This window comes from Erwinia sp. ErVv1, from assembly GCF_900068895.1.
Taxonomy (GTDB): domain Bacteria; phylum Pseudomonadota; class Gammaproteobacteria; order Enterobacterales; family Enterobacteriaceae; genus Erwinia.
This window is the reverse complement of sequence record NZ_CDPK01000003.1, coordinates 461,978-488,120: the sequence shown is the minus strand read 5'-3', so window position 1 is coordinate 488,120 and position 26,143 is coordinate 461,978. Positions and strand designations below refer to the sequence as shown.

Here is a 26,143-nt window from a genome sequence, read left to right as displayed (position 1 = left end):
TGTAAAGCTTCTGAAGCGCGGGAACGTGCACAATAAAGCGGGCTCCGGGATGGAGCCCGCTTTATTTCAACTAGCTGCTGGTATCCAGCGCGGGGAAGTTCTTCACCAAATCGTCGATAGCTTTAATCTGCGCCAGGAATGGCTCAAGCTTATCAAGCGGCAGCGCTGACGGGCCGTCGCATTTTGCATTAGCCGGATCCGGGTGCGCTTCAATAAACAGACCTGCCAGACCCACGGCCATGCCAGCACGGGCCAGTTCGGTGACCTGACCACGACGGCCACCAGACGCGGAGCCAAAGGGGTCACGACACTGGAGCGCATGGGTAACGTCAAAAATCACCGGGCTGCCGTTAGAGACCTGCTTCATCACGTTAAAGCCGAGCATATCCACAACCAGGTTATCGTAGCCAAAGTTTGCACCGCGATCGCACAGGATCACCTGCTCATTGCCGCCCTCGGCAAACTTCTCAACAATATTCCCCATCTGCCCGGGGCTGACGAACTGCGGTTTCTTCACGTTGATCACCGCGCCGGTTTTCGCCATGGCTTCTACCAGATCGGTCTGACGGGCAAGGAAGGCGGGCAGCTGGATAACATCCACCACGTCCGCCACGGCCTGCGCCTGGCTGGCTTCATGCACGTCGGTAATGATTTTCACGCCAAACGCCTGCTTCAGCTCCTGGAAAATTTTCATCCCCTCTTCCAGACCTGGCCCACGGTAGGAGCGAATGGAGGAGCGGTTGGCCTTATCAAAAGAGGCTTTAAAAACGTAAGGAATACCCAGCTTCTGCGTAACGGTGACGTAATGCTCGCAAATACGCATCGCCAGATCGCGCGATTCCAGCACGTTCATACCACCAAACAGGACGAACGGCAGATCGTTACCGACCCTGATATCACCAATGTTAACCACTTTTTGTTTCATGTAATCGCCTTATCCATGCAGAAAATAGTCGCCCGTCACTTTCACACAGTCGCGCGCTGGCACCCGGGTGACGGCGGCAAAAACAGATTAGTGCAGCGTAATCTGCTTTTGTTCAATTGAGTGGATCTGTAGCTTAATCATTTCGCTAACCGGATCTTCCGGGCACTGTTCAACAAAATAGGCCAGATCGTTTAGCGCAATATGTTCGCAATCCAGCTGGGCAAAAATCAGCCCGCGATCGCGGATTTCATAGGGATCTTCGGGATCCATCTGCACCAGCACCTGGCTGACCTGCAGCGCCAGCTCCATCTGCTTCTCTTCCATCAGCGCCGACTTTAAGGTGTCCAGCATTTTGCTTAACACCAGATGCGACTCCGCTTCCTGCAGATCGTCATCATACAGCTCGGCTATCGGACCAATATTCCCTTTCAGCCACACTTCCAGCGTATGTTCGCTCAGCGTTTCGCCGTCGAATGGGTTAATCAGCCACATCTCTTCATCCAGCCAGTCCGCCCGCAGGATCAGCTGCGTGGGGAAAATCACCGGCATCAGCGGCAGAGAGAGCTCTCTGGCAATATGCAGGAAAATCACCCCCAGCGACACGGCCGTGCCCTGCCGCGTTTTCAGTACATTGTCCAGCCACAGCGTATCAGACAGGCGATAAACGCCGCTCGCGCCGCCAAAACCCCATGTCTGCCAAAACAGCTCAATCAGCTTTTCCAGCTTTTGATCCTGTTCTAACTGACCCGGTAGCTGGTCGCGGGCCTCTTTCACCAGCGCAGCCAGCTGCTTATTAACGTCATCAGCAGGAAAATCGGGGCGAATCGCCTGCATCGCGGCGATCACCGCCTCACAGAGCGGAAGCGCTGTGAGATCTACATTTGCTATCGACGTCATAAAATCCCCAACAGTGGCACTTTGGTTGTAGCCAGTCTGTAAATAATCACCAGCGTCGCAACCGCCACAATAAATGCAATCCAGCGTACTTTTTGCGCCCGGGGACGCCGCCCGAGGGCCACAAATCCGAGCGCGATATAGATGATAACGCCAAACAGCTTCTCAGTCAGCCAGGCTCCCTGAGGCGTAAACGGGTAAAAATGCGTTATCACCACCAACAGAATACCTGAAAGCAACAGCAGCGTATCGTTCAGATGCGGCACGATGCGCACCCAGCGCTGCTGTAGCATCGCCGAACCGCGCTGGAGCCAGTAAAAACGCAGCACAAGCATCAGCGCGGTGATCCCCACGGTCAGAAGATGAAGGTTTTTAATCAGGCTGTACCATGCGATCATGTTTAGTTCCTCTGTAAGGGAGTCTGTGCACGGGTGACGCGGTCATTCCCGCCGTAATCCTGCAGGGTGTCCACCTGTACAAAGTGATTTTCAAGTAAAATACGCCGTACCCGCTTCGCCTGCTGCCAGCCGTGCTCAAGCAGGAGCCAGCCGCCAGGGAGCAAATACCTTGCGGCCTGAGCCGCGATCAGCGCGATGTCAGCCAGGCCATTATCGTCAGCGATCAGCGCGCTGGCTGGCTCAAAGCGTACATCGCCCTGCTGCAAATGAACGTCATCGCGATCAATATAGGGTGGATTACTGACAATAAGATTGAAGTGCGACGCCTCCAGGGCGGTAAACCAGTCGCTGAGGGAAAAGGTGGCGTTGGTAATGCCCAGGCGCTGCGCATTGCATTCCGCCAGCCTGACGGCGCCAGGGATGCGATCCACACCGATCACGCGGCAGTCGGGCCGCTCGCTGGCGATAGCCAGCGCCACGGCACCTGTACCGGTGCCTAAATCAAGCACCGCCGCAGGCGTGGCGGGCAGATGCTGCAACGCCTGTTCAACCAGAAGCTCGGTGTCAGGACGGGGGATCAGCGTCTCAGGGGAAACCAGCAGGGAAAGGGACCAGAATTCGCGCTCACCGGTCAGATAAGCCACCGGCTCGCCGGCAGCCCGGCGCAGCAGCAGCGACTCCAGCTGCGTCAGCTGCTCAGGGCTGAGCAATTGGTCGTCAAAGGCCATCAGCCAGCTGCGGGATTTGCCGGTGACAAACCCCAACAAAATTTGTGCATCGCGCTTCGCGCTGTCACTGCCCGGCAGGCGGGCGATGGCGGCGCGCAGCCACTGACGAATCTCCATCAATCCTGCTCGGACAGCGCAGCCAGCTGGTCCGCCTGATATTCCTGAACGATAGGTTCGATCAGCATATCGAGCTTACCCTGCATCGCCTCATCCAGACGGTAAAGCGTCAGGTTGATGCGGTGATCGGTAATGCGCCCCTGCGGATAGTTATAGGTGCGGTTGCGGTCCGAGCGGTCGCCGCTGCCCAGCAGGTTGCGGCGCGTGGAGGCCTCTTCCAGCTGGCGTTTGGCCATTTCTGCCGCGCGAATACGCGCACCCAGCACCGCCAGCGCTTTGGCTTTGTTTTTATGCTGGGAACGCTCATCCTGGCACTCCACCACGATGCCGGTTGGCAGGTGGGTAATACGGATGGCGGAATCGGTGGTGTTAACGTGCTGACCGCCCGCGCCCGAGGAGCGGAAGGTATCGATTTTCAGATCGCCCGGATTGATATCCGGCAGTTCTGCTTCCGGCAGCTCGGGCATAATCGCCACGGTGCAGGCGGAGGTGTGAATACGTCCCTGCGATTCCGTTTCCGGTACGCGCTGAACGCGATGGCCGCCGGATTCAAACTTCAGGCGGCCATAGGCGCCGTCGCCGATCACTTTAGCAATCACTTCTTTATAGCCGCCGTGCTCGCCTTCGTTGGCGCTCAACACTTCTATCTTCCAGCGACGGGCTTCCGCGTAGCGGCTGTACATGCGGAACAGATCGCCTGCGAAAATCGCCGCTTCATCGCCGCCGGTTCCCGCGCGTACTTCCAGATAGCAGTTGCGCTCATCGTCAGGGTCCTTCGGCAGCAGAAGAACCTGTAGCTCCTGCTCAAGCCCTTCGCTGGCCGCCTGCGCCTCTTTCAGCTCATCCTGAGCCATATCGCGCATTTCAGGGTCCGCCAGCATCTCTTCCGCGGTGGCGATATCATCCTGAGTCTGCTGCCAGCGACGGAAACACTGGCTCACGTCGGTCAACTGAGCATATTCCCGCGAAAGTGCACGAAAACGCTCCTGATCGGCAATTACGCCCGCATCACCCAGCATGACCTCCACTTCTTCATGGCGTTCCTGCAGGGCTTCCAGTTTGGCAACAATAGAAGGCTTCATTAATCTTGTTTTACCTTGTATTCAAAGAGGCGAAAACGCTAATCCAGCCCGAGGCTGTCGCGTAAAATCTGCAGGCGTTCGGTATCCCCATCACGGGCAGCCTGCTGAAGAGATTTGGTTGGAGCGTGGATCAAGCGGTTAGTGAGCTTATGCGCCATTTCGCGCAGCACCTGCTGAGGGTCGCCCCCCTGCGCAAGCGCGGCCAGCGCCCGCTCTTCAAGCCCGGCACGCACTTCGTCAGCCTGAGCACGATAGTCGCGGATGGTCTCAACGGCGCTTTGCGCGCGCAGCCACGACATAAACTCGCCGCTCTCCTGCAGGACTATCGTTTCGGCTTCTACCGCCGCGGCCTTACGCTGGGCCATATTACTTTCGATAATCGCCTGAAGATCATCCACGCTGTAAAGATAGGCATTCGCCAGCTTGCCGACTTCCGGCTCGACGTCGCGCGGAACCGCAATATCGACCAGCAGCATGGGCTGATTGCGGCGCTGCTTCAGCGCGCGCTCAACCATGCCCTTACCGATGATCGGCAGCGGGCTGGCGGTGGAGCTGATGATAATATCGGCTTCGGCCAGACGCGAGTCGATCTCCGCCAGGCCAATCACTTCTGCCCCTACCTCGCTGGCCAGCGTCTGTGCGCGCTCACGGGTGCGGTTGGCGATAATCAGTTTCTGCACGTCATGCTGGCGAAGATGCCGGGCCGCCAGCTCAATCGTTTCGCCTGCCCCCACCAGCATGACGGTCACGGTCGCCAGGGATTCGAAAATTTGCCGCGCCAGCGTACAGGCAGCAAAAGCAACGGACACGGCACTGGCGCCGATCTCGGTTTCCGTCCGCACGCGTTTGGCGACGGAGAAGGATTTCTGGAACATTCTCTCCAGCTCGCTGGAGTGGGAGTGTCCGCGATGGGAGTCGGCATAGGCCTTCTTCACCTGCCCGAGGATCTGCGGCTCGCCCAGCACCAGCGAGTCCAGCCCGCTGGCCACGCGCATCAGATGACTGACCGCCTCATCGCCCTGATGCCAGTAGAGACTTTTGCGCACGTCATCGGCGCTCAGGCCGTGGTAGTCACACAGCCACTTCACCAGCTGTTCCTGCAGATTTTCCTGCTGCTCGACGCTTAAGTATAACTCGGTCCGGTTACAGGTAGACAGCACGACGCCGCCCTGCACCAGCGGCTGAGCCAGCAGGCTGTTAAGGGCCTGATCCAACGTCTCCGGCGAGAACGTAACGCGTTCACGCAGGGCGACGGGAGCCGTTTTATGATTTATTCCGAGTGCCAGCAACGTCATGGTGATTGGTTGGGGATATCCCACTGTTGATAGGGTTTTGTGAGGCGCATTCTACAAGATGCGCGAGATCAAGAAAAGCCATCCTTCGCCACAGGCTGTAACAAGATATAGCCATTGAGGGGCAAATAAGACAAATTGAGCATTGACCGCATGCCGTTGAGTAGATAGCGTGGACGGTTACTTTGGGCATGAACGCCCGTGATAAGTCTGAGGAGCTGACCCCCTATGTTTATGCAGAATCGCCGCCTGATGCGGCTTCTCCCGCTTGCCAGCGTCCTGCTGGCTGCCTGTAGCGTTAATAAACCCCAGGGGCCAGGGCAGAGTGTTACCTCTCCACAATGGCAACAGCACCAGCAATCCGTAGAGAAAATAACCCATTATCAAACCCGTGGCGCTTTTGCCTATCTCTCCGATAGCCAGAAAATTTATGCCCGTTTTAACTGGCAGCAGACCGCGCCCGATCGCTATCGCCTGCTGTTGACTAACCCGCTCGGCAGCACTGAACTCCAGCTGGACGCACAGGGCAGCGTGGTACAGCTGGTGGATAACAAAGGCAAGCGCTACGTCAGCAACGATGCGGAAAAAATGATCTCGCAGCTTACCGGTATGGACATTCCATTAAACAGCCTGCGCCAGTGGATCCTCGGCCTGCCGGGCGATTCAACCGACTATGCCCTGGATGATCAGTACCGCCTGCGCCAGGTGAACTACAGCCGTAACGGTCAGAAGTGGACCGTCACCTATCAGGGATATGACAACAAACTTAATCCTACCCTGCCCTCTAATCTGGAACTCCAGGAAGGCAACCAGCGTATCAAGCTGAAGATGGACAGCTGGACGGTAAAATGAAACCTGGCGATATTCAGCCGGCGCTGAGCCGCACGACGTGGCCTGCACCCGCTAAACTCAACCTGTTTCTCTATATCACCGGCCGTCGGCCAGACGGCTATCATGACCTGCAAACGCTGTTTCAGTTTCTGGATTACGGTGACGAACTGACGTTTGAACCGAACGTTAGCGGCAAAATCAGCCTGGTCACGCCCGTTGCGGGCGTGGCCGAAGAAAATAATCTGATCTTTCGCGCGGCTTCGCTACTGAAGGAAAGCGCCCTGCGGGCAGGGCGTATTTCCACCGGGGCGGGCGTCCGGATCAGCCTTGAAAAACGGCTGCCAATGGGCGGCGGTCTGGGCGGCGGGTCGTCCGATGCGGCCACCGTGCTGGTGGCCCTGAATCATCTGTGGCAAACGGGCTATACGCCTGAGCAACTTTCGGCGCTGGGCCTGACGCTGGGCGCTGATGTGCCGGTTTTTGTTCAGGGCTTTGCCGCCTTTGCAGAAGGGGTTGGCGAACGGCTTACGCCGGTCCATCCGGAGGAGAAATGGTACCTGGTGCTGCATCCCGGCGTGAACATTTCCACCCCTTTCGTTTTCAACGATCCCGAGCTTCATCGCACCACACCCGTACGTGAAATCAGTCAGTTATTACGGGCTGATTTCAGCAATGATTGTGAGCCAGTAGTAAGAAAACGTTTTCGTGAGGTTGAACAGCTTGTTTCCTGGCTGCTAGAATACGCGCCGTCGCGCCTGACTGGAACGGGCGCTTGTGTGTTTGCCGAATTCGACACCGAGTGCTCTGCCCGCCAGGTGTTTGAGCTGGCTTCGGAAAAGTGGCCGGGGTTTGTCGCGCGAGGCGTTAATATCTCGCCGCTGCACCGCCGCCTTTCTGAGTCATCAGAGTAATTTGTCGCATCGCCCGTTCCTGATGCGCAGGCTACTCTTTACTACACCCGTATGAACCCGTCAGCGGTATACCGCCCAGTGCCGCTAACGATGTTGTTCATTCTCTGGACGCAAAGCCTGAGGTTCTTCTCGTGCCTGATATGAAGCTTTTTGCTGGTAACGCCACCCCGGAACTAGCACAACGTATTGCCAACCGCCTTTACACGAGCCTGGGCGACGCCGCCGTCGGTCGTTTCAGTGATGGTGAAGTGAGCGTACAAATCAATGAAAATGTACGCGGTGGTGATATTTTCATCATCCAGTCCACCTGTGCCCCTACCAATGACAACCTGATGGAACTGGTTGTGATGGTTGATGCCCTGCGTCGCGCTTCCGCCGGCCGTATTACCGCCGTCATCCCCTACTTTGGCTATGCCCGTCAGGATCGTCGCGTGCGTTCTGCCCGCGTCCCCATTACCGCCAAAGTGGTTGCTGACTTCCTTTCCAGCGTCGGTGTTGACCGCGTCCTGACCGTGGATCTGCATGCAGAGCAGATTCAGGGCTTCTTTGACGTCCCGGTTGATAACGTATTTGGTAGCCCAATCCTGCTGGAAGATATGCTGCAGATTGGTCTGGTGAATCCGATTGTGGTTTCCCCGGATATCGGCGGCGTGGTTCGCGCCCGTGCTATCGCTAAGCTGCTGAACGATACCGACATGGCGATCATCGACAAGCGTCGTCCGCGTGCTAACGTCTCTCAGGTGATGCACATCATCGGTGACGTGGCGGGCCGCGACTGCGTGCTGGTTGACGATATGATCGATACCGGCGGCACGCTGTGTAAGGCTGCCGAGGCGCTGAAGGAACGAGGTGCCAAACGCGTATTTGCCTACGCCACGCACCCTATTTTCTCAGGCAATGCGGTAGAAAATCTGCGTCATTCGGTGATTGATGAAGTGGTGGTTTGCGACACCATTCCGCTGCCGGAAGAGATTAAGGCGCTGCCAAACGTGCGTACCCTTACGCTCTCTGGCATGCTGGCTGAAGCGATTCGTCGCATCAGCAATGAAGAGTCTATTTCTGCGATGTTCGAGCATTAATAAACGTGGGACGGGTTCGCCCGTCCCACTTCTTTCGCACTAGCTGAACAGCAAACACTGATCGTCCCTGCCACCCGGTTCCCACCGGCGAATACTAATCCCCTTCAAACGCTGGCTTTTATGCCCTCCTTCCAGGACGTGATTTACAGCGCCACTTTTACGGTGAGCTATCACGACAGTTCCATAAAAACGAAGCTGTGGGGGCAGAATTACTGATGTCCGTGATGGTTGCCGGAAGGGCGACGGCAGCGCTCATCGCCATAGTGGCGTACCCAGTAGTAGTGATCGGTTATCTTTTCACGTCCGCTAATGCGCGCGCCAACCAGCCACAGCAGCGCGCCGATGAAAATGCTAAGAATTGAACCCTGGATCATCAGCTGCGGCATCTGGAGCTGAGGAAGCTGGTTCAGTACGGCAAAAGCAATGCCAGCCAGCATCACTACCAAACCCAATACCATCAGCGCGTTACCCGCGTAATGTGCATGTTTACGTTTCATAATCCACCTCCAGAAGCAAAGCGGGGCAGAATCCACCCCAAAGTAAGATAAGTTTACCTAATGGATATGCAGTCTGGTGCGGGTCCGATCACATTTATTGCTTAAAGTTTGACATAACTTTACGTCTAAAGGGTTGTTTTACTATAGAAAACTTATTATCACGCAGGGCGATTAGTGTGGCTTTCGTCACATCACTGCGCGTTACTTTGAGTTCTGCCGTTCTGCCAGGTACACTAGCCCCCTGATAACGCATTCTTCAGGAACAGAGACAAGTGAGCAGCATTAAACTGATTGTGGGCCTTGCCAATCCCGGCGCCGAATATGCCGCAACCCGCCACAACGCCGGAGCCTGGTACGTTGATCTCCTGGCTGAACGACACAACCAGTCCCTAAAGGAAGAGAGCAAATTCTACGGCTACACCGCCCGCCTGAACCTGAGTGGCAACGATGTCCGCCTGCTGGTGCCCACCACCTTTATGAACCTGAGCGGTAAAGCCGTCGCCGCGATGGCAGCCTTTTACCGTATCGTGCCGGAAGAGATTCTGGTAGCGCACGATGAGCTGGACCTGCTTCCCGGCATCGCAAAGTTCAAACAGGGTGGCGGCCATGGCGGGCACAACGGTCTGAAGGATATCATCAGCAAGCTGGGGAACAGCCAGGACTTCCACCGCCTGCGCATTGGCATCGGGCATCCTGGCGATCGTAATAAAGTGGTGGGATTTGTACTGGGGAAACCTCAGGCCGCCGAGCAGACGCTCATCGACAGTGCGATAGATGAGGCTGCCCGCTGTACCGAGCTCTGGCTGAAGGAAGATAAGCTGAAGGCGATGAATCGCCTTCACGCGTTTAAAGCCTGATGCAATATTAGTCGCTGTCTGCGGCCACCTGATAGTTGGGGTCATCCAGCTCATGGCTGCAGAACGGGCCCGCTTTCTTCAGTAGGCTGATGCAGTCACGGCTGAGATGACGCAGCCTGACGCTGCGTCCCGCCTCCACGTAGCGGCTGGTGAGTTTATCAATCGCCTCCACGCCGCTCGAATCCATCACGCGTGTATGGGCAAAATCAATCACCACCGCCTCGCAATCCTGCTCCGGGTGAAACAATTCGTTAAAGCTGGCAGCCGAACCAAAGAATAGCGGCCCTTCAAGCCGGTACGTCTTCACGCCCTCTTCTTCCCGCTGCTCTACGATGGTAATGCGTGCATGCTGCCAGGCAAACACCAGCGCCGAGATAATCACGCCGCAGATAACCGCCATGGCCAGGTCGGTATAGATGGTCACCAGGGTAACGGCCACCATAATTACCGCGTCCGGCTTTGGCATGCGCTTAAGGCGACGCAGCGATGTCCATTCAAAGGTATTGATGCAGACCACAAACATAATACCCGCCAGCGCGGCCACCGGCAGCAGCGCGATATATTTCGACAGGCTGATAACAAACAGGATCAGCAGAACGGCCCCAACCAGATTGGATATCCGTCCGCGACCGCCGGAGGTAAAGTTAATAATCGACTGACCGATCATCGCACAGCCGGCGAAGCTGCCGAAGAAGCCGCAAAGGGTATTGCCAATGCCCTGTGCGACGCACTCCCGGTTACCGTTGCCCTTTTTACTGCCCATATCGTCCAGTACCGCGAGGGTCAGCAGCGACTCAATCAGCCCCACCAGCGCAATAATCACCGAATAGGGCAGCACCACTTTCAGCGTGGCCCAGCTCAGCGGTGCTTCCGGCAGGTGGAAAAAAGGCAGCGTGCCAGAGATATCGGCCAGGTCTCCGACGCGTTTGGTATCCAGGCCAAAACCGATGGCAATGGCGCTGATAGCGATCAGCGCGGCCAGCGAACCGGGGATGACGCGGGTGAACTTTGGAAACAGCCAGACAATCAGCATCGCCAGCGCGACCAGGCCGTACATCACGGGTCCCTGATGTTTAATCATCGGGATTTGCGCCAGAGCGATAACAATCGCCAGCCCGTTCACGAAACCGTAAATCGCGGGCTGCGGCACCAGCCGGATAAACTTGCCCAGCCGGAACAGACCAATTGCCAGCTGGATAACACCGGCGAAAATCGTTGCCAGCAGCACATACTGATAGCCATGGGTTTGGATCAGACCGATCAGTACAACGATTATCGATCCGGCTGCGCCTGAAATCATGCCCGGCTTACCGCCAAAGAAGGCGGTGACCAGCCCGAGGATAAACGCGGTGTGCAGACCGATCGTGGGCGACAGACCGGCCAGCAGCGAGAAGGCCGTCGCTTCCGGGATTAGCGCCACCGAGACAACGGCACCGGCCAGCACGTCGTTTTTAACGTCCGTTGCCTTAAGGTTGCTGAAATTAAACATACTTTTTCCAATATTATTAAGTTATGCCACGCCTGCACCGCCTTAAACATTACGGTGAGAAATATCACATTTGGGGAGAGCCGTGCGGTGAAAGGAAGCACTCAGGATGGCGTAAGCAGGAAGCCCGGCATCCGCTTGCGTCTCCGTTAATTGTAAAGTCCGGTCAGTATCAGGAAATGTGAAGTGGATCTCAACTCATTTCCTGACGGGCCGGAGAGAAATCGCCCCCATCGCAGCGATAATTACGTGTATAATGCGCGGAAACTTTTAGTGTTACTCAACATCGACCGTCCGGAATCGGTTATATCTGCCGGGCGATCAAGCAATTAAGGTGATTCAAACATGGGATTCAAATGCGGTATTGTGGGCCTGCCGAACGTCGGAAAATCGACTCTGTTCAATGCGTTAACCAAAGCGGGCATCGAAGCAGCTAACTTCCCGTTCTGTACCATTGAGCCAAACACCGGCGTGGTGCCAATGCCTGATTCCCGCCTGGATAAGCTGGCTGAAATCGTTAAGCCGCAGCGTATCCTGCCGACCACCATGGAATTCGTGGATATCGCTGGCCTGGTGAAAGGTGCCTCGAAAGGTGAAGGTCTGGGTAACCAGTTCCTGACCAATATCCGCGAAACCGAAGCTATCGGCCACGTGGTACGCTGCTTCGAGAATGACAACATCATCCACGTGAATAACAAGGTCGATCCGGCTGACGATATTGACGTTATCAATACCGAGCTGGCGCTTTCTGACCTGGATACCTGCGAACGTGCGCTCCAGCGCGTGCAGAAAAAAGCCAAGGGCGGCGACAAGGACGCTAAGGCCGAGCAGGCCGCACTGGAGAAGTGTCTGCCGCACCTTTCCAATGCCGGTATGCTGCGCTCGCTGGATCTTAACGACGATGATAAAGCGGCCATCCGCCACCTGAGCTTCCTGACCCTGAAGCCCACCATGTATATTGCCAACGTTAACGAAGACGGCTTCGAGAACAATCCTTACCTCGACAAAGTGCGTGAAATCGCCGATGCCGAAGGCTCAGTGGTGGTTGCCGTGTGTGCGGCAGTTGAATCCGATATCGCCGAGCTGGACGACGCCGACCGCGAAGAGTTTATGGCCGAGCTGGGCATTGAAGAGCCAGGCCTGAACCGCGTGATCCGCGCGGGCTATGCCCTGCTGAATCTGCAAACCTACTTTACCGCAGGCGTGAAGGAAGTACGTGCCTGGACCATCCCGGTCGGCGCTACCGCTCCACAGGCCGCCGGTAAAATCCACACCGACTTCGAGAAGGGCTTTATCCGCGCCCAGACCATCGCCTATGAAGATTTCATCACCTACAAGGGTGAACAGGGCGCGAAAGAAGCCGGTAAGATGCGCTCCGAAGGCAAAGAGTACATCGTTAAAGATGGCGACGTGATGAACTTCCTGTTCAACGTCTAAATAGCTTCTGTTGTCTTATGAGGTTTCACTGCACCTCATGCACATCAAAAAAAACCTTCAAAATCCACGCACATGCGTGGATTTTTCATTTCATAAAGGCTCACCTCATTTCGTAACAACGCAGTCAAAAATAAGTACGTGGATGAGTACAACATTCTTCCATCTTCATTTTAAGTGAGCTCAATAACGGTATAATAAATAAACAAGGCCCGTTATGCTCACCGATACGCAATGCCGCACTGCCAGGCCGAAAGAAAAATTCTATCGGCTCAATGATTTCTACGGTCTATATCGAAGTGAAACCCAATGGCAAAAAGGCCTGGCGCTATCGGTTTAAACTTAACGGTAAATCCAGCATGTTTGCGCTGGGTGAGTACCCGACGGTCAAACTTGCCGAAGCTCGCGGGAAGTGTGCGAGCAAGCGCGAATGTAAGTCGCGGATGGAGTTAAGCCGACGAAGGCTCGTCAGGTGTGCGTTTAAACGAAATGGGCTATCGACCTGATGCTATCGAAACTCAGCTTGCGCACGCCGATAGCAACAATGTTCGCCGCACCTATAACCATGCGACCTATCTTGATGAACGTAAAGTGATGATGCAGGATTGGGCTGATAAACTTGATGCATGGATAAACAGTACTAGCAACAGTGCTGATGTTTCGTAAACTATGATGTATTGATGTTTTATCATTGATTAATATATGTTTTTATAACTGCCCTTTTAAACTTAAAATTCAACCTACAATATATGTTGACCCGCTCCCCGTATGTGATCAAGCCATAATCAGGAATAACCGGCTTGGAGGTAGCAGAAAAACTTAGCACCAAAAATGGACAGTTAACTTTTACCATGAAACCGATATTATTCGGAGAATAAGGAAAACCTCATCGGAAATTAAAATGGATGCTATTTATTTGGATCAGTCCTACTTTCACCAGCAGGGCCTGACTGCGTTGATCGGTGAATCACTGTTATGCTGTTGCAGCGATATTCGTGAAATAAAAAACAGGCTTAATGACCGAAAAAGTCAATCCATATCGTCGCCGTTGATTATTTTTGATTTACCAGCCAATTTCCGCACTACGCTGACATACATCGATTATCTGACACGAATCAAAATCAATCTAAACGCAACGCTGATTTTCTTCTCCGACTTTGAGAGAAATATTTTTAGCTATAGTGAGCACGGCATCAAAGCCGACTTTTTTATCGATAAAAAATCCTCCACAGACATGATTATTAGTAAACTTGCGGAGATGCTGTTACTTCACAAAAACGGCCTGTCATTTCCCTCATCCGTGATGAGTAATGATTTAACAAAACGCGAATTCAGTTTCCTGTGTTCTTTATTCACCCAAGGTTCAATTGATGGTGTGGCGAAAATAACCGGTAAAAACAAAAAAACGCTCTACAGTTATCAGGCGAATGTGGTTAAAAAACTCAACCTCAAAAACAGCCTTCATCTGTATAAGCGTCTTATTCATCACTATTAATCCAACAATTTTATTCAGTAGCAAATAAATCTTTCGGGGAATTATTGCGTGGTCGGGGTATAAATAATCCTCAGGGTACCGCGATATCGCCCGGCCGTTTTTGACGACAAAGTGAAAGACGGCGTAATCAACTCCATCGGTGCGGGAACGCACAGCACAGAATTGCGCTGTCCCGGTAATACGACGCGTCGTAATACGCCTTTATTGGTGCCGCTCCAGATGACCTCGGTGCCGTTTTGCACTGCCTGCCGCGCTTTGGTCAGCGGGTTAATCACCTCTATCGAATAATCCAGACGATCTTGCGCCAGATTTTTATTCCCACCAATGAGATATAACGAAAACAACCCGGTGGCTCTGGAGGGCGCGGCAGAACCTTCGTCCTGAAATATCAGGCTTACGCGGTTGCTGTCCGAATTATTGCCATCATAAAGACACATATCCAGCGAACGACTGCCGCTTACGGTGGTGGTGGCACGCGCGCCGGGGAGGATTTTCAGCCCGAGATCCACATTCGCCGCCGCATTGCCAAACTCGGGCAGATAGACCTGCTGATTACCGTAATCCGTCACCTTAAACGCCATGCTGGCGATCCAGTCAGCCAGCTTGATCGCGTTGGTACAGCCCACGTTCACGTTCTGCGGATTCCCGGTACAGGTTACGGGCCATTGCATCAGCGACATTTTGAGCGTTCCGCTCCAGGTTCCGGCGGCGGGAAATTTACTCAGTTCCGACGAAGTTACATACGCCGAATAATCCGTACCGTCGCTCCTCGGCGTAACCTCGCCGCCAAAGGCATTCAGCGGAACCAGATTGGTTGCCACTACCACATTATTTAGCGATCTACGTTTGGTCATATAGACATTGAGCACCAGCGTCTGTTTAGTGGTGCTTTCGGTAAACAAGACCGGCACGGGATATGGCGCGGGGGACGCTTCCAGCCAGACCGGAAACGTCAGGCAGGCACCGTACTGATTGCTGGTTCCTGACTGACAAACCAGCGTGTTCCGCCCCCATTTTGGTGCATCGTTGGTGTCATAACCGCCGTTTTCGTTGGTCCAGATGGGCAACTGCGCCGGTACAGACATCCGGTCAAAGGACACGGCGATGCTGGTATTGCGTCCTGACGGCGTGAGCGAAGCCGCCTGCGCGCCAGCCATCAGGCATATCAGCGCCAGACAGGCGAGAAATCTACTTTTCATACAAAATCCCTATTGTTGTTCCTGCGAGGAAAACTCTGCCCGCGCAAGAGGACCTTCATCCGTCCGGCGGGTAGCGATCAGCATTTTTGCCTGCTGCTGAACGCCCTGCGGCACAGACGCGAGTTCGACCGTTTTACAATCGCTGTCGCCGACATAACGCACGACGTCATGCGTGCTTTTCACCTTCAGTTCGCAGCGGTAAATCTGCATGCCACGTGCCATATATAAATTTTTCATGCGGCGATCGGTTTCCGCCGTGAATCCGCCCTGCCCTAATCCCGACCAGCTGGCGACATTTAGCGGCGTAGCGCCTTCCAGCGGCGTTTGCTGATTGATCATCAGTCTGCCGAGATAGGTGTAGCGCGAGACGATATTCACCTTGCTGACCAGCATCCGTCCCGGCGCGATAAACAGCGTCCGGCGTCCGGCACCCTGCGTGATTTCACTGCGCATACCGGCGGTGGATTCGATGGAGTCATTGATGCTGATATTACTTTGCGTATACGCCGGCACGCTGAACAACGTTCGGCCGGTACCGTGCAGACTGGCGCTGCCCGCGCCGTCAACGGAGACATCCACGCGGGTATCCCTGCTGTCATCGGTGCTCTCGACGTTCAGCCCGACGGCAGCACCGGGCAGGCCGTTACCCCATTTCCCCCAGTACAGACCAGATTTTGCTACCGCCATTGAGGAGTTATAGCTGCCGCTACTGCTTAAACGCTGGCTTGACGCGCCCGAAGAGGCTGAACTGAACGCCAGACTGCCGCTGCCGTACTCGCCGCTGGTTTTGCCGTAGACCGAAGCATTCAGCGTATTGTCCTGATTTCCGTTGAGATTCACGCCGATCTCCTGCTGGTTCTGCGCATCGAAATACCAGTTTTGCGCGACGCTATAGCTAACCTGATCTTTACTGCTGCGGTCAGTCTGATAAGTCATGCCCACCGAGCTGTAGTTCGAGCGCGCATTAATCGTCGGCGTGCTGACCCTCGAGAGCGAAACGGAGAGAAATCCGCCGTTATCGCGCTTCATGCCGGTGCTGTTGGTACGCGTAAAAAGGTTGGCGCTGGTATTGATATTGATGCCGCCGACGCTGTAACCGCGCCCCAGCCCGGCCTGCCAGGTGGCTGTCTGCGTTTTGTTATAGCTGCTGCGGCGTGTCCACACCGGCACCACGTCTTTATCATCGAGCTGCGCCGGGATCACGTTGCGGCCTTGATTTTTGCTGGCGCTGTAACCGGCGTTCACATACCAGCTTTTCACCGGCACGCTGAACATCAGGCTGCTGCTCTGATAGCAACCGCTAAAACCGTATTGGCCGCCGTTGTTGCTGTAACAATCCTGCGCATACAGCGCGCTCCGGTAAAAGCTGAGGGAAAAACCGTCGTTATAGGTGACCTGCTGAATGTTGCCGCGCGAGCCTTCGCTGCCCTTCAGGTAACTGAAGCGGGTGGTGAGAATGCCGTCGAGCAGCGGGTTATCAAATCCGTGACTCCAATCGAGTGCGCTTTCGATAAAATGGTGGCGATTGGTCGCGGCCACACCACCGGTGAGCGCGGCTTCACGGGTGAGCGGCACTTTGATCCCCGCCTGCATCACGCGGCGATCGGTACCGTTTTTTGATTCTGCACCATTGCCCTGTACCTCGTGGTCAGGAATGGCACCGCCCTGCACAAACCATTCGATGTTCTGGCTGGTGGCATTGCCCGTACGGCTAAAAAGCACCTGCTCGGTGCGCGACAACTGGTTATCTTCGTAAACGCGCAACGTCACGGTGTAGCTGCCGTTAGGGAACGCGGTGGTATTGAGGTTCTGCGTCCCCTCATTCAGGTAAAAGGTGCCGAGCAACTGCCGATCGCGATAGGCATCAATGCGCGACGGGCGGGTGATAAACACCGTCACCGGCGTGCCCTGCGCGGCCTGTGAGTTGTTCATCCAGGCGAGCGTGGAACCAACACGCGCACCTTCGATGGTGCTGAGCGGCAACTGGCTGAGGGTAATATTTCCGCCTGCGTTGCTGAAAATATCTCGCGAGTCCATACGCCCCGCCTGAACGTAATAGCGTTTGCCGACGTCACGGCGCAGGAAAACGTTGTTAAAATGCACATCCTGATGATTTTGCTGGCGATATTTCTGCGCCAGATAATCCCAGTCAATACCGGCATAACTATTTTCCGTCAGCCCGAGCGCGCCCGCGCCCTGCACGGATAACGTCTGGTCATCGTTGTTGGTAACGAAGTTAATATTCTGCTGATGGATAAACGCCGCTTCCGTTTCTGCCGTCTGTTCGAAGTATGGCGAGCTCTTGTCTGCGGCAAGCGGCACAAACTCAGGGCCGAGGAACAGCGCGACTTTGGCATTATTTTCATCATAGATAAGCGCAACCGAGTCCGTTGCCAGATAGTCACACCCTGCCGCGCCGCCGTTACTGCTGCACGCCAGATTTCCATTACGTGCCATAGGCTTGCCGATCAGACGGTCCAGTACCACTTGCTGCTGAGAACTCTTTTGATAATGCGCCATCACTGCCTGCGCCACGTCTTCCGGTTTGAGGAAAGTGACAGTATCGAGGTTAACGGAAGCTTCAAAAAGTCCGAGCGATTGCCCGTAGACAGAAAGATTGAGCCACAGCGTCTGGCCGGTGACCAGCGATTCAAAACCAGGCGGAACCTGGGTGGCAGCACGGGCTGAAAGAAAGGGGGTCAGGGTAATGAAAGAGGCGATTATAACGATGCGGAAATTGACCTTCATTACAGCGTCCTGCTGAAAAAGAATAACAAGGGGGCAAACTGCCCCCCAAAATAATCGATCAGTCAACTCAGGCAAATCAGCTCGACGTCGTTGCCTGTGTGATTAACAGGCTGACCACGCCGGAATAGGTGCCGGTCGTCAGAGGCGCTACGGTTGCCGGGGAGATTTTCAATGGCAGAACGGAAGAACCGTTCTCAGTGCCCGCCGGAAACAGGGATGCGTAAGTCAGGGAAGTCGCCGTGGTGGTGATCGGTTTCAGATCTGCACCCAGCGTGACTTTCAACGGAACGGCGGTACCGGTTACGGTTTCGTTTAACTGGGCAGTGTTCACCAGCGCCACGTTGATATTGGCGGTAGAAGAATTCGACCAGATTTTGGTATCCAGTGAATAAGTAGATAAACCAAGGCCAGGAATATATTGCATATTAATGGTGCCCGGCAGTGCAGTACCATCTGCCTGAGTCATATCGACCGTCGAATCAACGTTGGCATTGACAGTAATATCTTTCTGCACAGCCTGTGCATTAAATGCAGCCGTTAACGCGGCAGCGATTAAAAGAGGTTTGATTAATTTTTGCATTTGTAGCTCCATGAAAATCCATGTAATGGTCATAACGCTAAAGAGTTCGAGCTGCAGGAAGGTGACTTAATACAGCCAACTCACCTGCGGCTTGAAGAATGCCGCGCATCCATGACCGTTTTATTGATAATGAACTGCTTAATAACAAACAGGTTGTTATTCTTTTAGAATAAGTTGATTATTTCCCGAGAACGTATTCGTTCATGCTTCTCGTTTTCTGATCAACATATTTAATTTTTATTTCCCGTGCAGCGTTTATTTCGGCTGGCGCCCATGATTTGAGCCGCAATGTCTCATCCGGATATACCGTGGCGTGTTCTTGTTTCCACCGGCAGCTGCCGCTGTTATTTTTTTGCAAGCAGAGAGCGACTTCACGGATCACCACTCGCACGGTGCCATTGTTTTTAACGTCGCTCGACGATAATGGAATGAGTGATAACACAGCGTGTTTCGGCGGAATATGAACCAGCACGCCCCAGACTAAATTGATGCCCACCTGGTTGCTGATTTTATTCTCCTTACCAGTGTTATCCTTCAATTCCTCCGGCGCACCGACGGCCTCGAAGTAAACACGCCAGGCAGTCTCTTTCTCCGGGGGTTTTAACGAAATAAGACGAATGATACGTTGCGAACCCGATGCCAGCGCGAATTTATCCGGGGTAGCAATTAGCGAGCGTGAAACCGCATCTTCTATCAATATTTCTTTTTCAGATTGTGTGGCAGGGTGATCAATTCGCTTAATGCTGACTTTAATAAACTGCGCCTCGCCGCTTTGCGACAAAGTCTGTACCTGCGCTGCGCCCTGGCTATTTAGCGTCACCTCCATGGGATAAACGCTCATATTTGCCAATGCAGCAGGCATGGATAAAAAAGTCATTATTATCAGTAAGAAACACCGTAGCGTGGCGCACTTCTTTTTACAAAAGAACGCAAAAGAATTGCCGTAACGCAGGGTCTGATGACGTGACTCTTCCATGATAAATCCTTATAAGATCCATTAAAAAAACGTGCCGGTAATTTCCCCTCCTGAGAGTACCCCTGTTAACCCGGACATCTGAGCTCACGGGTATAACCTGGCGATAAGAAAATTCTCACACAGCCTCTGATATGTCACTGTCCATTTTTGTGGTTAATTTTTTAAGAGAAAGGGCAGAAAGATCCATGCTGTAATAAAAATCACCTAACTCAATGAAATAGTTAATTAAAATACCCACAATGAAAGTATGGGTAATGGATTTTTAAACTATTTTAACCGGTAAGAATGAAATCAGGGTTTATGAGAAATAGACACTTTAGTGCTAGGATTATCCTGAGAAGGGCAATAAAGACCCTTATTAATTTTAACAGAAATCGCTAAACACCCACTGTCGCCATATAGTGCAACTAACCATTTCTCAACGGATTTTAAATTAACACTAAAAAACAATGGCGATATTTTTTTATTTGTATTATGGAACCAGGCAAAGTAAGCATCAATATGAAGAGCAAACAAAAACTCACAGAATTAATTTTCCTCCGTGCAGAAGTAATTAAATATCATAAAGATATTGAGGCAGCCATACAGAAGCACTATAAACTTCTGTTTAGACTTTATCTGACTAAGCCTCTCTATTTTAAGGTTATTTTTAAAGCAAACCGTTTTATTATCGGTTCGGCCATCATGGCGTATTTTTTTACGACAGAAAAACCGACGCTTCGCCACGTAAAAGATTTTTGTAAAAAAACGGGGTTAATCAGTGACAATACGATCGATTCCTTTCTGCTCTTTATCCGGGTAGGTGGCCGTATGGACGTCAAAAAGGATCCCCAGGATAAACGAAAGTTAAACTATCAGGTGACGTCAAAAGCGCTTGATGAAACCCGTGCGTTAATTAATACCATGATGATCCCCTATGGGATGCTTTATCCTGATTTCGATGTATCCGGATGTCTGAAAATGGAAAATTTCACCGCTGCTTATTTCCAAAAATATGCCGAAATCACCCTCAGTCAGGTGTATATCTTCGATATGGTGCCGGATTGTAAGGCGTTCATTTTCAGAGATGCCGGGCATATGCTGCTGATGGATCTCTATATCGAGAGCATCAAACAGCAGACGGCGGTGATCAAGTACAACTACCTGAAAGCCTCGCTCAAGTGTGGTGTGTCACGTTCGCACATCAGACGATGCCTGAAAGCCGCAGAGGTTGGCGGATTACTGACGCTCGATACAGAGAACAACACCATCATCCTGCACCTGACCTTCATGCAAATGGTGCTGAACTACTTTGCGGTTTACATGGCGATGATCGAGCATGGATTGCGAGGTTTGCCCCAGAGTCAAACGATCTGAGGGGCAAATTTACTTCATTTCAGGCGCTTCGCGAAGTATGTCGCGGCCTTTTGGAGGATGCGTTCTGCAAGCTTAAGGGCTTCGTTGCGGAACTCAGGCGTATGTTGCTTACGTGGCTTCTTACTGGTTGATGCTGGCTTTGTCATGTGAGCGACCTCTGGTTAAGAGTTTACTCACTTAGTCGCGTGTCCATTATTGGCGGGTAAGATGACATCAAAAAAAACCTATAAAATCCACGCGCATGCGTGGATCTTAGTAAGGTTTATTTCCCCCGAAGCGTCCCTCCCTTCGCCCCATCCACCCGCCTCTTCTCACCCACGCCGTTCCCATCCCACTTCCCGCCAAACACCAACTCCAGCCCTCCACAACCCCAGCCTTACCCCAACCAAACCCCAGCCTTACCCCGGCTCCAGCCCGGCATAAACGGCATCCCGTAGCTCGGTGACAAAACTGCCGGACATCCCTTCGTACAGCGTATTGGTTAATGCCACCACGCTTAGGCCCTGCTCCTTATCCACAAACCACGAATGACCATAAACGCCTCCCCAGCGCCAGGTACCGGCTGACTGCGGCGAGGCGGCCTGCTGAGGATCACGCAGAACGGCAAACCCCAGGCCGAAGCCGAAGCCCGGATTGTCGGGGAGGTTTATGCCGCCGGTCTGATCGCGGCCCATTTCTGCAACCAGATCGGCGGGCAATAGCTCTCCGCCCTGCTGGCGCAGCGTTTCCAGCAGGCGCATAACATCGCCTGCGGTGCCCGCCATACCCGCTCCACCCGAGGGGAAAGCGGACGGATCGAAGATCCGCCCCGGGCTGAAGTGCACGCCGAGGGTTTCATCGTCAAAAGGAACGGTTTCCCCCTCTGCCAGCCGGTGCGGCTGCGGCGTATCGTTTACGTAAGGGGTGGCGACAGATTGGGTGTCGTGCATCACAAATCCGCTATCGGTCATACCCAGTGGACCCGTCACCAGATCCCGTACCGCCACATCCAGCGTCGTACCCTGAACGCGGGCGATCAGCGCACCCAGTACGTCGGTCGCCAGTGAGTAACGCCAGTCCGTACCCGGCCTGAACAGCAGCGGTACGCTGGCCAGCCGGCGGAGGTTCTCATCAAGGCTAATGCCGGAGGCATCCAGGCCGTCGGACACCCCTGCGCGCGCGCAGGGGCCCTGGTTATCAGGCTCGGAAAAGCGGTAGCTTAGCCCGGCCATATGGCACAGCAGCTGTCGCAGAGTGATGGAGGCCGGTGCGCCATCGGCCAGACGTGGCTGGAATTCAGGGAGCCAGCGTTCAATGCCGGCGTCCAGATCCAGACGCGCCTGCGCCACCAGCACCATTGCCGCGGTAGAGACAATCGGCTTACTGACTGACGCCAGCCGAAATACCGTCTCCAGGGTCATGGGTCGCGCGCTTTCGCGATCGGCAAGGCCCGCGGCCTGTTGGTGGATCAGCTCGCCATTGTGGGCGACCAGCACCACCGCGCCAACCAGCCGTCGCTCGTCCAGCGCCTGCTGCACGACGCCGCGAACGCGGTCAACCAGGTTTGCCGGGGGAACACCCGTCGTCAGGGGAAAGGCGGAATTCGTCATGACAGAACCCTCATTATTTTCGGTAATATGCTGATGAATGGTTTCAGATTAAAGAAAAAACAGCGCCCGGGATAGTCCATCTGCCCGCTGACCGTATGACCTGCTGGTACTGCACCTGACGAAAAGCCGTACGGCTTCACACTTCCCGGCTTCGTGGCGGAAGGAATGCGAAAAATCGACTAAAGTTCTTTTCAGGGTCAACTACTTACAGACTGGATTTGGTCTGGACATGGAGAACAACCAATGCAACAAGTCGAAAAACGTCAATGGCGGGCCATGCTGGTACTGCCACTGCTTCTCTCTTCCACGCTGGCCGATACCGCTTTTGCAAAGCAAAGCGACGCGCAGCAATCTATGCTGAGTCAGTCCCCCCAGCCGCCGGATATCCGCCTGGGCCCGCTGTTTCAGGCCGTGCAGTCGGCGAAGCTTTTTTCCGATCAGAAAACTTTTGCGGATGCGATCCCAAAGAGCGATCCCTCGACCATTCTTGCTGACTGGCAGATGCAGAAGAAGCAGCGTAATTTCGATTTACGCCATTTTGTTGACACCAACTTCACCCTTCCCGTCGACGGCGATAAATATGTCCCGCCCGCCGGGCAGAGCCTGCGCGAACATATTAATGGCCTGTGGCCGGTACTGACCCGCTCCGCCAGCCAGCCCGCGCGCTGGGATTCCCTGCTGCCGCTGCCAAAACCCTACGTGGTGCCCGGCGGCCGCTTCCGCGAGATCTATTACTGGGACAGCTATTTCACCATGCTGGGCCTGGCAGAGAGCGGACACTGGGATCGGGTCGAGGATATGGTGAATAACTTCGCCTCCCTGCTGGATAAATATGGTCATATCCCTAATGGTAACCGCAGCTACTATCTCAGCCGCTCACAGCCGCCCTTCTTCAGCCTGATGGTCGATCTGCTGGCGCAGCATCAGGGCGACGGCGTTTACACTCAATACCTGCCGCAGCTACAGAAAGAGTACGACTACTGGATGGCGGGCGCGGACAACCTTAAGGCGGGAGACGCGAGTAAAAACGTGGTGAAGCTGAAGGACGGCACGCTGCTTAACCGCTACTGGGATGCCCGCGACGTACCGCGCACCGAATCCTGGCTGGATGACGTCAACACGGCGGAGAAAGCTAACCATCGTGAGAAAGCGGGCCTTTATCGCGATTTGCGCACGGGCGCGGCCTCCGGCTGGGATTTCAGCTCCCGCTGGTTCGGCACCCAGAACGATATCTCCACCATTCAGACCACGCGCATTGTACCGGTCGACCTGAATGCCCTGATGTTCCATCTCGAAAAGACCCTGGCGAAAGCAAATCAGGTCGCGAAACAGGCTGACGCCAGCAGGCATTACGACGCGCTGGCGAAAAAACGTCAGCAGGCGATCAATCGCTATCTGTGGGATGAGAAACAGGGCTTTTACGCGGACTACGACTGGCAGAAAGGTGCCGTACGTCCGCAGTTAACCGCCGCGACGCTCTTTCCTCTCTACCTTCAGGTCGCGACCGATAAGCAGGCCAGCCGCACGGCAGCCGTGGTGAAGAGTCGGCTGCTGAAAGAGGGTGGACTGGTCACGACCACCGTTAACAACGGCCAGCAGTGGGATGCGCCGAACGGCTGGGCACCGCTTCAGTGGGCGGCCGTAGAGGGGTTGAACAACTATGGTCAGCAGGCGCTGGCGAAGGATATCGGCATTCGCTTCCTGAAAAATGTTCAGACCACCTATGACAAAGAGCACAAGCTGGTTGAGAAATACGTGGTGGAAGGAAAAGGGCTCGGCGGCGGGGGCGGCGGTGAATATCCGCTGCAGGACGGCTTCGGCTGGACCAACGGCGTCACGCTGAAACTGATGGATCTCTACTGTCCAAAAGGCATCACCTGCAACAACGTGGGTGATATAAAATAAGCAGGTTCGGCAGCGCGTACCTCACGCGCTGCCGTCATAACGGCTTCCTGTTACCCAACAGCGTTTTTTTCTGTCACTCTTTCTCTTTTCACCTTCCCAGGCATTAACCATGCATAACGCAACTGCCCCCGTTCCGGATAAGAAAATGTTGATTGCCGCCTCAACGGGCAATTTTATTGAGTGGTATGAATTTGCTGTTTATGGCTTTCTGGCGACCATTATTGCCAAAAACTTTTTCCAGCTTGAGGGAGAAAGTGAACTGACCGGCCTGATCCTGACCTATGCCGCCTTTGCACTGGCCTTTTTCTGCCGTCCCATCGGCGCCATGATTTTTGGTCGTATTGGCGATCGCATTGGTCGAAAACCGACGCTGATTGCCGTGCTGCTGTTGATGACCTCTGCCACCTTCCTGATTGGCCTGATGCCCACCTACGCCGTTGCAGGCGTTGCCGCCCCGCTGCTGCTTACCCTGCTGAGGATGCTTCAGGGCCTGTTCGCCGGAGGTGAATTTGGTGGCGCGGTGGCCCTGATGACCGAGCTCGCCCCACCGGGTAAGCGTGGGCGCTACGGCGCATGGCAGTCCTTTACCGTGGCGCTGGGTCTGCTGGCGGGCGCGGCGACGGTGGCGGTTCTGGCCGCCGTGCTTACCGGCGATCAGCTCACGCGCTGGGGCTGGCGGGTGCCGTTTCTGCTTGCCCTGCCGCTTGGCGTGGTGGCGCTCTGGCTGCGCACTCAGCTGGAGGAACCGCCGGCCTTTGCTGCCGCGCAGCATACTCTTCCTGCGCCCTTACCGGTGGTGGTAAAAGCCATCGTGCTGGGCATTGGCAGAATGATGGGCTGGTCGGCGGCGGGCTATACCTTCCTGGTGATTATGCCCTCGTGGCTGCAGACGTCATTACACGCCAGCTTTCAGCAGGCGCTGGCGGCGACCGTACTGGGTAATCTGGGCTTTGCCCTCACCATCCTGCCCGCCGGACGGCTGAGCGATCGCTTTGGTCGGCGCCGCATAATGCTGCTGGCGATGGTAACGGTGATTGTATTCAGCTTTCCGCTGCTGGCGCTGCTCCAGCAGCCCACCACGTCAGTCTGGCTGAAAGCCCTGGCAGTGATGATGGCGGGCGGGGTGGTCGGTATCATTGCCGGGCCGGGGCCTGCCATGCTTGCAGAGATGTTTCCTGGCCGGGTACGCTATACCGGACTGGGGCTGGCTTATTCGCTCTCTAACGCGGTGTTTTCCGGCTGTGCCGGGCTGATTATTACCGGTCTGATAGCCCGGACGGGCAATGTGTTTATCCCCGCCTGGTACGTGACGCTGACCTGTATTATCAGCGCCATCGCCATTATGACCCTGCGCGCCGACGATCATCTGAAGCCACTGGAAACCTGATCCGTCGCAGACAGACAAAAAAAGGGAGACGTTTCCGTCTCCCTTTTTCATTCAATTGCGTATGCGTCAGCTTTTGACTTTGCGGTAGATCCACAGCACGACAATCGCGCCTACCACCGCCACGGCAAAGCTACCAAAGTTGAAACCGTCAACCTTGCCCATATGGAACAGCGTGGTGCTGATCCAGCCGCCGACCACTGCACCCACGATGCCCAGGATAACGGTCATGATGAAACCACCGCCGTCTTTACCCGGCATAATCCATTTAGCAATGATACCTGCGATCAGACCAAAAATGATCCACGATATAATACCCATTCCCTACTCCTTCCCTTGCTACATTTAGACCGCGTAAGTATAGGCTAAGATTCTAACCT

At 54.4% G+C, this 26,143-nt stretch carries 24 protein-coding genes and 1 pseudogene; 11 read left to right on the top strand and 14 right to left on the bottom strand.

The features are described from left to right. Positions 1-70: 70 nt before the first annotated feature. From kdsA to hemA, 6 genes are all read right to left on the bottom strand, one after another. Positions 71-925: a 3-deoxy-8-phosphooctulonate synthase gene (gene kdsA, locus A1830_RS06500; protein ID WP_067703409.1), complete on the bottom strand. Its 855-nt coding sequence runs from the start codon at positions 923-925 to the stop codon at positions 71-73. 87 nt (positions 926-1,012) lie between these two features. Beyond that, positions 1,013-1,822, bottom strand: a complete 810-nt coding sequence (sirB1, locus tag A1830_RS06495) for an invasion regulator SirB1 (RefSeq protein WP_067703406.1) — start codon at positions 1,820-1,822, stop codon at positions 1,013-1,015. Then, positions 1,819-2,217 (bottom strand): SirB2 family protein, encoded by a 399-nt coding sequence (locus A1830_RS06490; protein ID WP_067703402.1) that lies wholly within the window; start codon positions 2,215-2,217, stop codon positions 1,819-1,821. The genes sirB1 and A1830_RS06490 overlap by 4 nt, the downstream gene beginning before the upstream one ends. Before the next feature lie 2 nt (positions 2,218-2,219). After that, positions 2,220-3,062 carry a peptide chain release factor N(5)-glutamine methyltransferase gene (gene prmC / locus A1830_RS06485; protein ID WP_067703399.1) on the bottom strand — a complete coding sequence of 281 codons (843 nt, stop codon included), beginning with the start codon at positions 3,060-3,062 and terminating at the stop codon, positions 2,220-2,222. After that, positions 3,062-4,144, bottom strand: a complete 1,083-nt coding sequence (gene prfA, locus A1830_RS06480; RefSeq protein WP_067703396.1) for a peptide chain release factor 1 — start codon at positions 4,142-4,144, stop codon at positions 3,062-3,064. Before prfA ends, prmC begins: the two co-directional genes overlap by 1 nt. Before the next feature lie 38 nt (positions 4,145-4,182). Continuing rightward, a complete protein-coding gene (hemA, locus tag A1830_RS06475) occupies positions 4,183-5,439 on the bottom strand; it encodes a glutamyl-tRNA reductase (RefSeq protein WP_067703392.1) in 1,257 nt (418 codons plus the stop codon). A 225-nt stretch (positions 5,440-5,664) separates the two neighbouring features. On the opposite strand from hemA, the gene lolB reads away from it, so the two are divergent. From lolB to prs, 3 genes are all read left to right on the top strand, one after another. Further along, positions 5,665-6,288, top strand: coding sequence for a lipoprotein insertase outer membrane protein LolB (lolB, locus tag A1830_RS06470; protein WP_067703388.1), 624 nt, complete (start codon positions 5,665-5,667; stop codon positions 6,286-6,288). Beyond that, positions 6,285-7,178 carry a 4-(cytidine 5'-diphospho)-2-C-methyl-D-erythritol kinase gene (gene ispE / locus A1830_RS06465; RefSeq protein ID WP_067703385.1) on the top strand — a complete coding sequence of 298 codons (894 nt, stop codon included), beginning with the start codon at positions 6,285-6,287 and terminating at the stop codon, positions 7,176-7,178. Before lolB ends, ispE begins: the two co-directional genes overlap by 4 nt. Before the next feature lie 131 nt (positions 7,179-7,309). After that, on the top strand, positions 7,310-8,257 hold the full coding sequence (prs, locus tag A1830_RS06460; RefSeq protein WP_156484946.1) for a ribose-phosphate diphosphokinase: 948 nt from the start codon (positions 7,310-7,312) through the stop codon (positions 8,255-8,257). Between the two features lie 209 nt (positions 8,258-8,466). Here the strand turns inward: prs and ychH are convergent, their stop codons facing one another. After that, the gene (gene ychH, locus A1830_RS06455) at positions 8,467-8,754 is read right to left on the bottom strand and encodes a stress-induced protein YchH (RefSeq protein ID WP_067703379.1); all 288 of its coding nucleotides are present in this window, start codon (positions 8,752-8,754) and stop codon (positions 8,467-8,469) included. Positions 8,755-9,026: 272 nt separating this feature from the next. Between ychH and pth the strand changes: the two genes are divergently transcribed. Further along, positions 9,027-9,611: an aminoacyl-tRNA hydrolase gene (pth, locus tag A1830_RS06450; RefSeq protein ID WP_067703376.1), complete on the top strand. Its 585-nt coding sequence runs from the start codon at positions 9,027-9,029 to the stop codon at positions 9,609-9,611. A gap of 7 nt (positions 9,612-9,618) precedes the next feature. Here the strand turns inward: pth and A1830_RS06445 are convergent, their stop codons facing one another. Then, positions 9,619-11,100: a SulP family inorganic anion transporter gene (locus tag A1830_RS06445; RefSeq protein ID WP_067703374.1), complete on the bottom strand. Its 1,482-nt coding sequence runs from the start codon at positions 11,098-11,100 to the stop codon at positions 9,619-9,621. Between the two features lie 342 nt (positions 11,101-11,442). Here A1830_RS06445 and ychF point away from each other — a divergent pair, with 342 nt between their 5' ends. The 4 genes and pseudogenes from ychF to A1830_RS06435 all read left to right on the top strand — a co-directional run bounded on the left by ychF (position 11,443) and on the right by A1830_RS06435 (position 14,026). After that, complete coding sequence (gene ychF / locus A1830_RS06440; protein WP_067703371.1) at positions 11,443-12,534, top strand: redox-regulated ATPase YchF; 1,092 nt, start codon at positions 11,443-11,445, stop codon at positions 12,532-12,534. 214 nt (positions 12,535-12,748) lie between these two features. Further along, a pseudogene (locus A1830_RS23900) lies at positions 12,749-12,964 on the top strand (Arm DNA-binding domain-containing protein); the annotation flags it as partial. Between the two features lie 41 nt (positions 12,965-13,005). Continuing rightward, positions 13,006-13,197, top strand: coding sequence for a hypothetical protein (locus A1830_RS23895; RefSeq protein ID WP_369815690.1), 192 nt, complete (start codon positions 13,006-13,008; stop codon positions 13,195-13,197). Between the two features lie 235 nt (positions 13,198-13,432). Beyond that, positions 13,433-14,026, top strand: a complete 594-nt coding sequence (locus A1830_RS06435; RefSeq protein WP_067703369.1) for a LuxR family transcriptional regulator — start codon at positions 13,433-13,435, stop codon at positions 14,024-14,026. A gap of 41 nt (positions 14,027-14,067) precedes the next feature. Here the strand turns inward: A1830_RS06435 and A1830_RS06430 are convergent, their stop codons facing one another. The 4 genes from A1830_RS06430 to A1830_RS06415 all read right to left on the bottom strand — a co-directional run bounded on the left by A1830_RS06430 (position 14,068) and on the right by A1830_RS06415 (position 19,529). Continuing rightward, entirely contained in the window at positions 14,068-15,225 is a 1,158-nt protein-coding gene (locus A1830_RS06430) for a CfaE/CblD family pilus tip adhesin (RefSeq protein ID WP_067703367.1), read from the bottom strand. A 9-nt stretch (positions 15,226-15,234) separates the two neighbouring features. Then, positions 15,235-17,973 (bottom strand): TcfC E-set like domain-containing protein, encoded by a 2,739-nt coding sequence (locus A1830_RS06425; protein WP_067703364.1) that lies wholly within the window; start codon positions 17,971-17,973, stop codon positions 15,235-15,237. Positions 17,974-18,049: 76 nt separating this feature from the next. Beyond that, positions 18,050-18,553, bottom strand: coding sequence for a CS1 type fimbrial major subunit (locus tag A1830_RS06420; protein ID WP_067703360.1), 504 nt, complete (start codon positions 18,551-18,553; stop codon positions 18,050-18,052). A gap of 178 nt (positions 18,554-18,731) precedes the next feature. Next, positions 18,732-19,529: a fimbrial protein gene (locus tag A1830_RS06415; protein ID WP_067703357.1), complete on the bottom strand. Its 798-nt coding sequence runs from the start codon at positions 19,527-19,529 to the stop codon at positions 18,732-18,734. 501 nt (positions 19,530-20,030) lie between these two features. Here A1830_RS06415 and A1830_RS06410 point away from each other — a divergent pair. Further along, positions 20,031-20,885, top strand: a complete 855-nt coding sequence (locus A1830_RS06410) for a hypothetical protein (RefSeq protein ID WP_067703354.1) — start codon at positions 20,031-20,033, stop codon at positions 20,883-20,885. 398 nt (positions 20,886-21,283) lie between these two features. Here A1830_RS06410 and A1830_RS06400 read toward each other — a convergent pair whose 3' ends face one another. Further along, positions 21,284-22,474 (bottom strand): serine hydrolase domain-containing protein, encoded by a 1,191-nt coding sequence (locus A1830_RS06400; protein WP_067703348.1) that lies wholly within the window; start codon positions 22,472-22,474, stop codon positions 21,284-21,286. A gap of 243 nt (positions 22,475-22,717) precedes the next feature. Between A1830_RS06400 and treA the strand changes: the two genes are divergently transcribed. Continuing rightward, entirely contained in the window at positions 22,718-24,379 is a 1,662-nt protein-coding gene (treA, locus tag A1830_RS06395; RefSeq protein ID WP_067703345.1) for an alpha,alpha-trehalase TreA, read from the top strand. 109 nt (positions 24,380-24,488) lie between these two features. Then, on the top strand, positions 24,489-25,766 hold the full coding sequence (locus A1830_RS06390) for an MFS transporter (RefSeq protein WP_067703342.1): 1,278 nt from the start codon (positions 24,489-24,491) through the stop codon (positions 25,764-25,766). A gap of 66 nt (positions 25,767-25,832) precedes the next feature. Here A1830_RS06390 and A1830_RS06385 read toward each other — a convergent pair whose 3' ends face one another. Beyond that, positions 25,833-26,084, bottom strand: coding sequence for a GlsB/YeaQ/YmgE family stress response membrane protein (locus A1830_RS06385; protein ID WP_067703340.1), 252 nt, complete (start codon positions 26,082-26,084; stop codon positions 25,833-25,835). Positions 26,085-26,143: the final 59 nt, after the last annotated feature.

Bases quoted from the DNA above. Each gene is read 5' to 3' on its own strand.
- kdsA (WP_067703409.1), bottom strand. From the start codon at position 925: ATGAAACAAAAAGTGGTTAACATTGGTGATATCAGGGTCGGTAACGAT.
- sirB1 (WP_067703406.1), bottom strand. From the start codon at position 1,822: ATGACGTCGATAGCAAATGTAGATCTCACAGCGCTTCCGCTCTGTGAG.
- A1830_RS06490 (WP_067703402.1), bottom strand. From the start codon at position 2,217: ATGATCGCATGGTACAGCCTGATTAAAAACCTTCATCTTCTGACCGTG.
- prmC (WP_067703399.1), bottom strand. From the start codon at position 3,062: ATGGAGATTCGTCAGTGGCTGCGCGCCGCCATCGCCCGCCTGCCGGGC.
- prfA (WP_067703396.1), bottom strand. From the start codon at position 4,144: ATGAAGCCTTCTATTGTTGCCAAACTGGAAGCCCTGCAGGAACGCCAT.
- hemA (WP_067703392.1), bottom strand. From the start codon at position 5,439: ATGACGTTGCTGGCACTCGGAATAAATCATAAAACGGCTCCCGTCGCC.
- lolB (WP_067703388.1), top strand. From the start codon at position 5,665: ATGTTTATGCAGAATCGCCGCCTGATGCGGCTTCTCCCGCTTGCCAGC.
- ispE (WP_067703385.1), top strand. From the start codon at position 6,285: ATGAAACCTGGCGATATTCAGCCGGCGCTGAGCCGCACGACGTGGCCT.
- ychH (WP_067703379.1), bottom strand. From the start codon at position 8,754: ATGAAACGTAAACATGCACATTACGCGGGTAACGCGCTGATGGTATTG.
- A1830_RS06445 (WP_067703374.1), bottom strand. From the start codon at position 11,100: ATGTTTAATTTCAGCAACCTTAAGGCAACGGACGTTAAAAACGACGTG.
- ychF (WP_067703371.1), top strand. From the start codon at position 11,443: ATGGGATTCAAATGCGGTATTGTGGGCCTGCCGAACGTCGGAAAATCG.
- A1830_RS06435 (WP_067703369.1), top strand. From the start codon at position 13,433: ATGGATGCTATTTATTTGGATCAGTCCTACTTTCACCAGCAGGGCCTG.
- A1830_RS06430 (WP_067703367.1), bottom strand. From the start codon at position 15,225: ATGAAAAGTAGATTTCTCGCCTGTCTGGCGCTGATATGCCTGATGGCT.
- A1830_RS06425 (WP_067703364.1), bottom strand. From the start codon at position 17,973: ATGAAGGTCAATTTCCGCATCGTTATAATCGCCTCTTTCATTACCCTG.
- A1830_RS06420 (WP_067703360.1), bottom strand. From the start codon at position 18,553: ATGCAAAAATTAATCAAACCTCTTTTAATCGCTGCCGCGTTAACGGCT.
- A1830_RS06415 (WP_067703357.1), bottom strand. From the start codon at position 19,529: ATGGAAGAGTCACGTCATCAGACCCTGCGTTACGGCAATTCTTTTGCG.
- A1830_RS06410 (WP_067703354.1), top strand. From the start codon at position 20,031: ATGAAGAGCAAACAAAAACTCACAGAATTAATTTTCCTCCGTGCAGAA.
- A1830_RS06400 (WP_067703348.1), bottom strand. From the start codon at position 22,474: ATGACGAATTCCGCCTTTCCCCTGACGACGGGTGTTCCCCCGGCAAAC.
- treA (WP_067703345.1), top strand. From the start codon at position 22,718: ATGCAACAAGTCGAAAAACGTCAATGGCGGGCCATGCTGGTACTGCCA.
- A1830_RS06390 (WP_067703342.1), top strand. From the start codon at position 24,489: ATGCATAACGCAACTGCCCCCGTTCCGGATAAGAAAATGTTGATTGCC.
- A1830_RS06385 (WP_067703340.1), bottom strand. From the start codon at position 26,084: ATGGGTATTATATCGTGGATCATTTTTGGTCTGATCGCAGGTATCATT.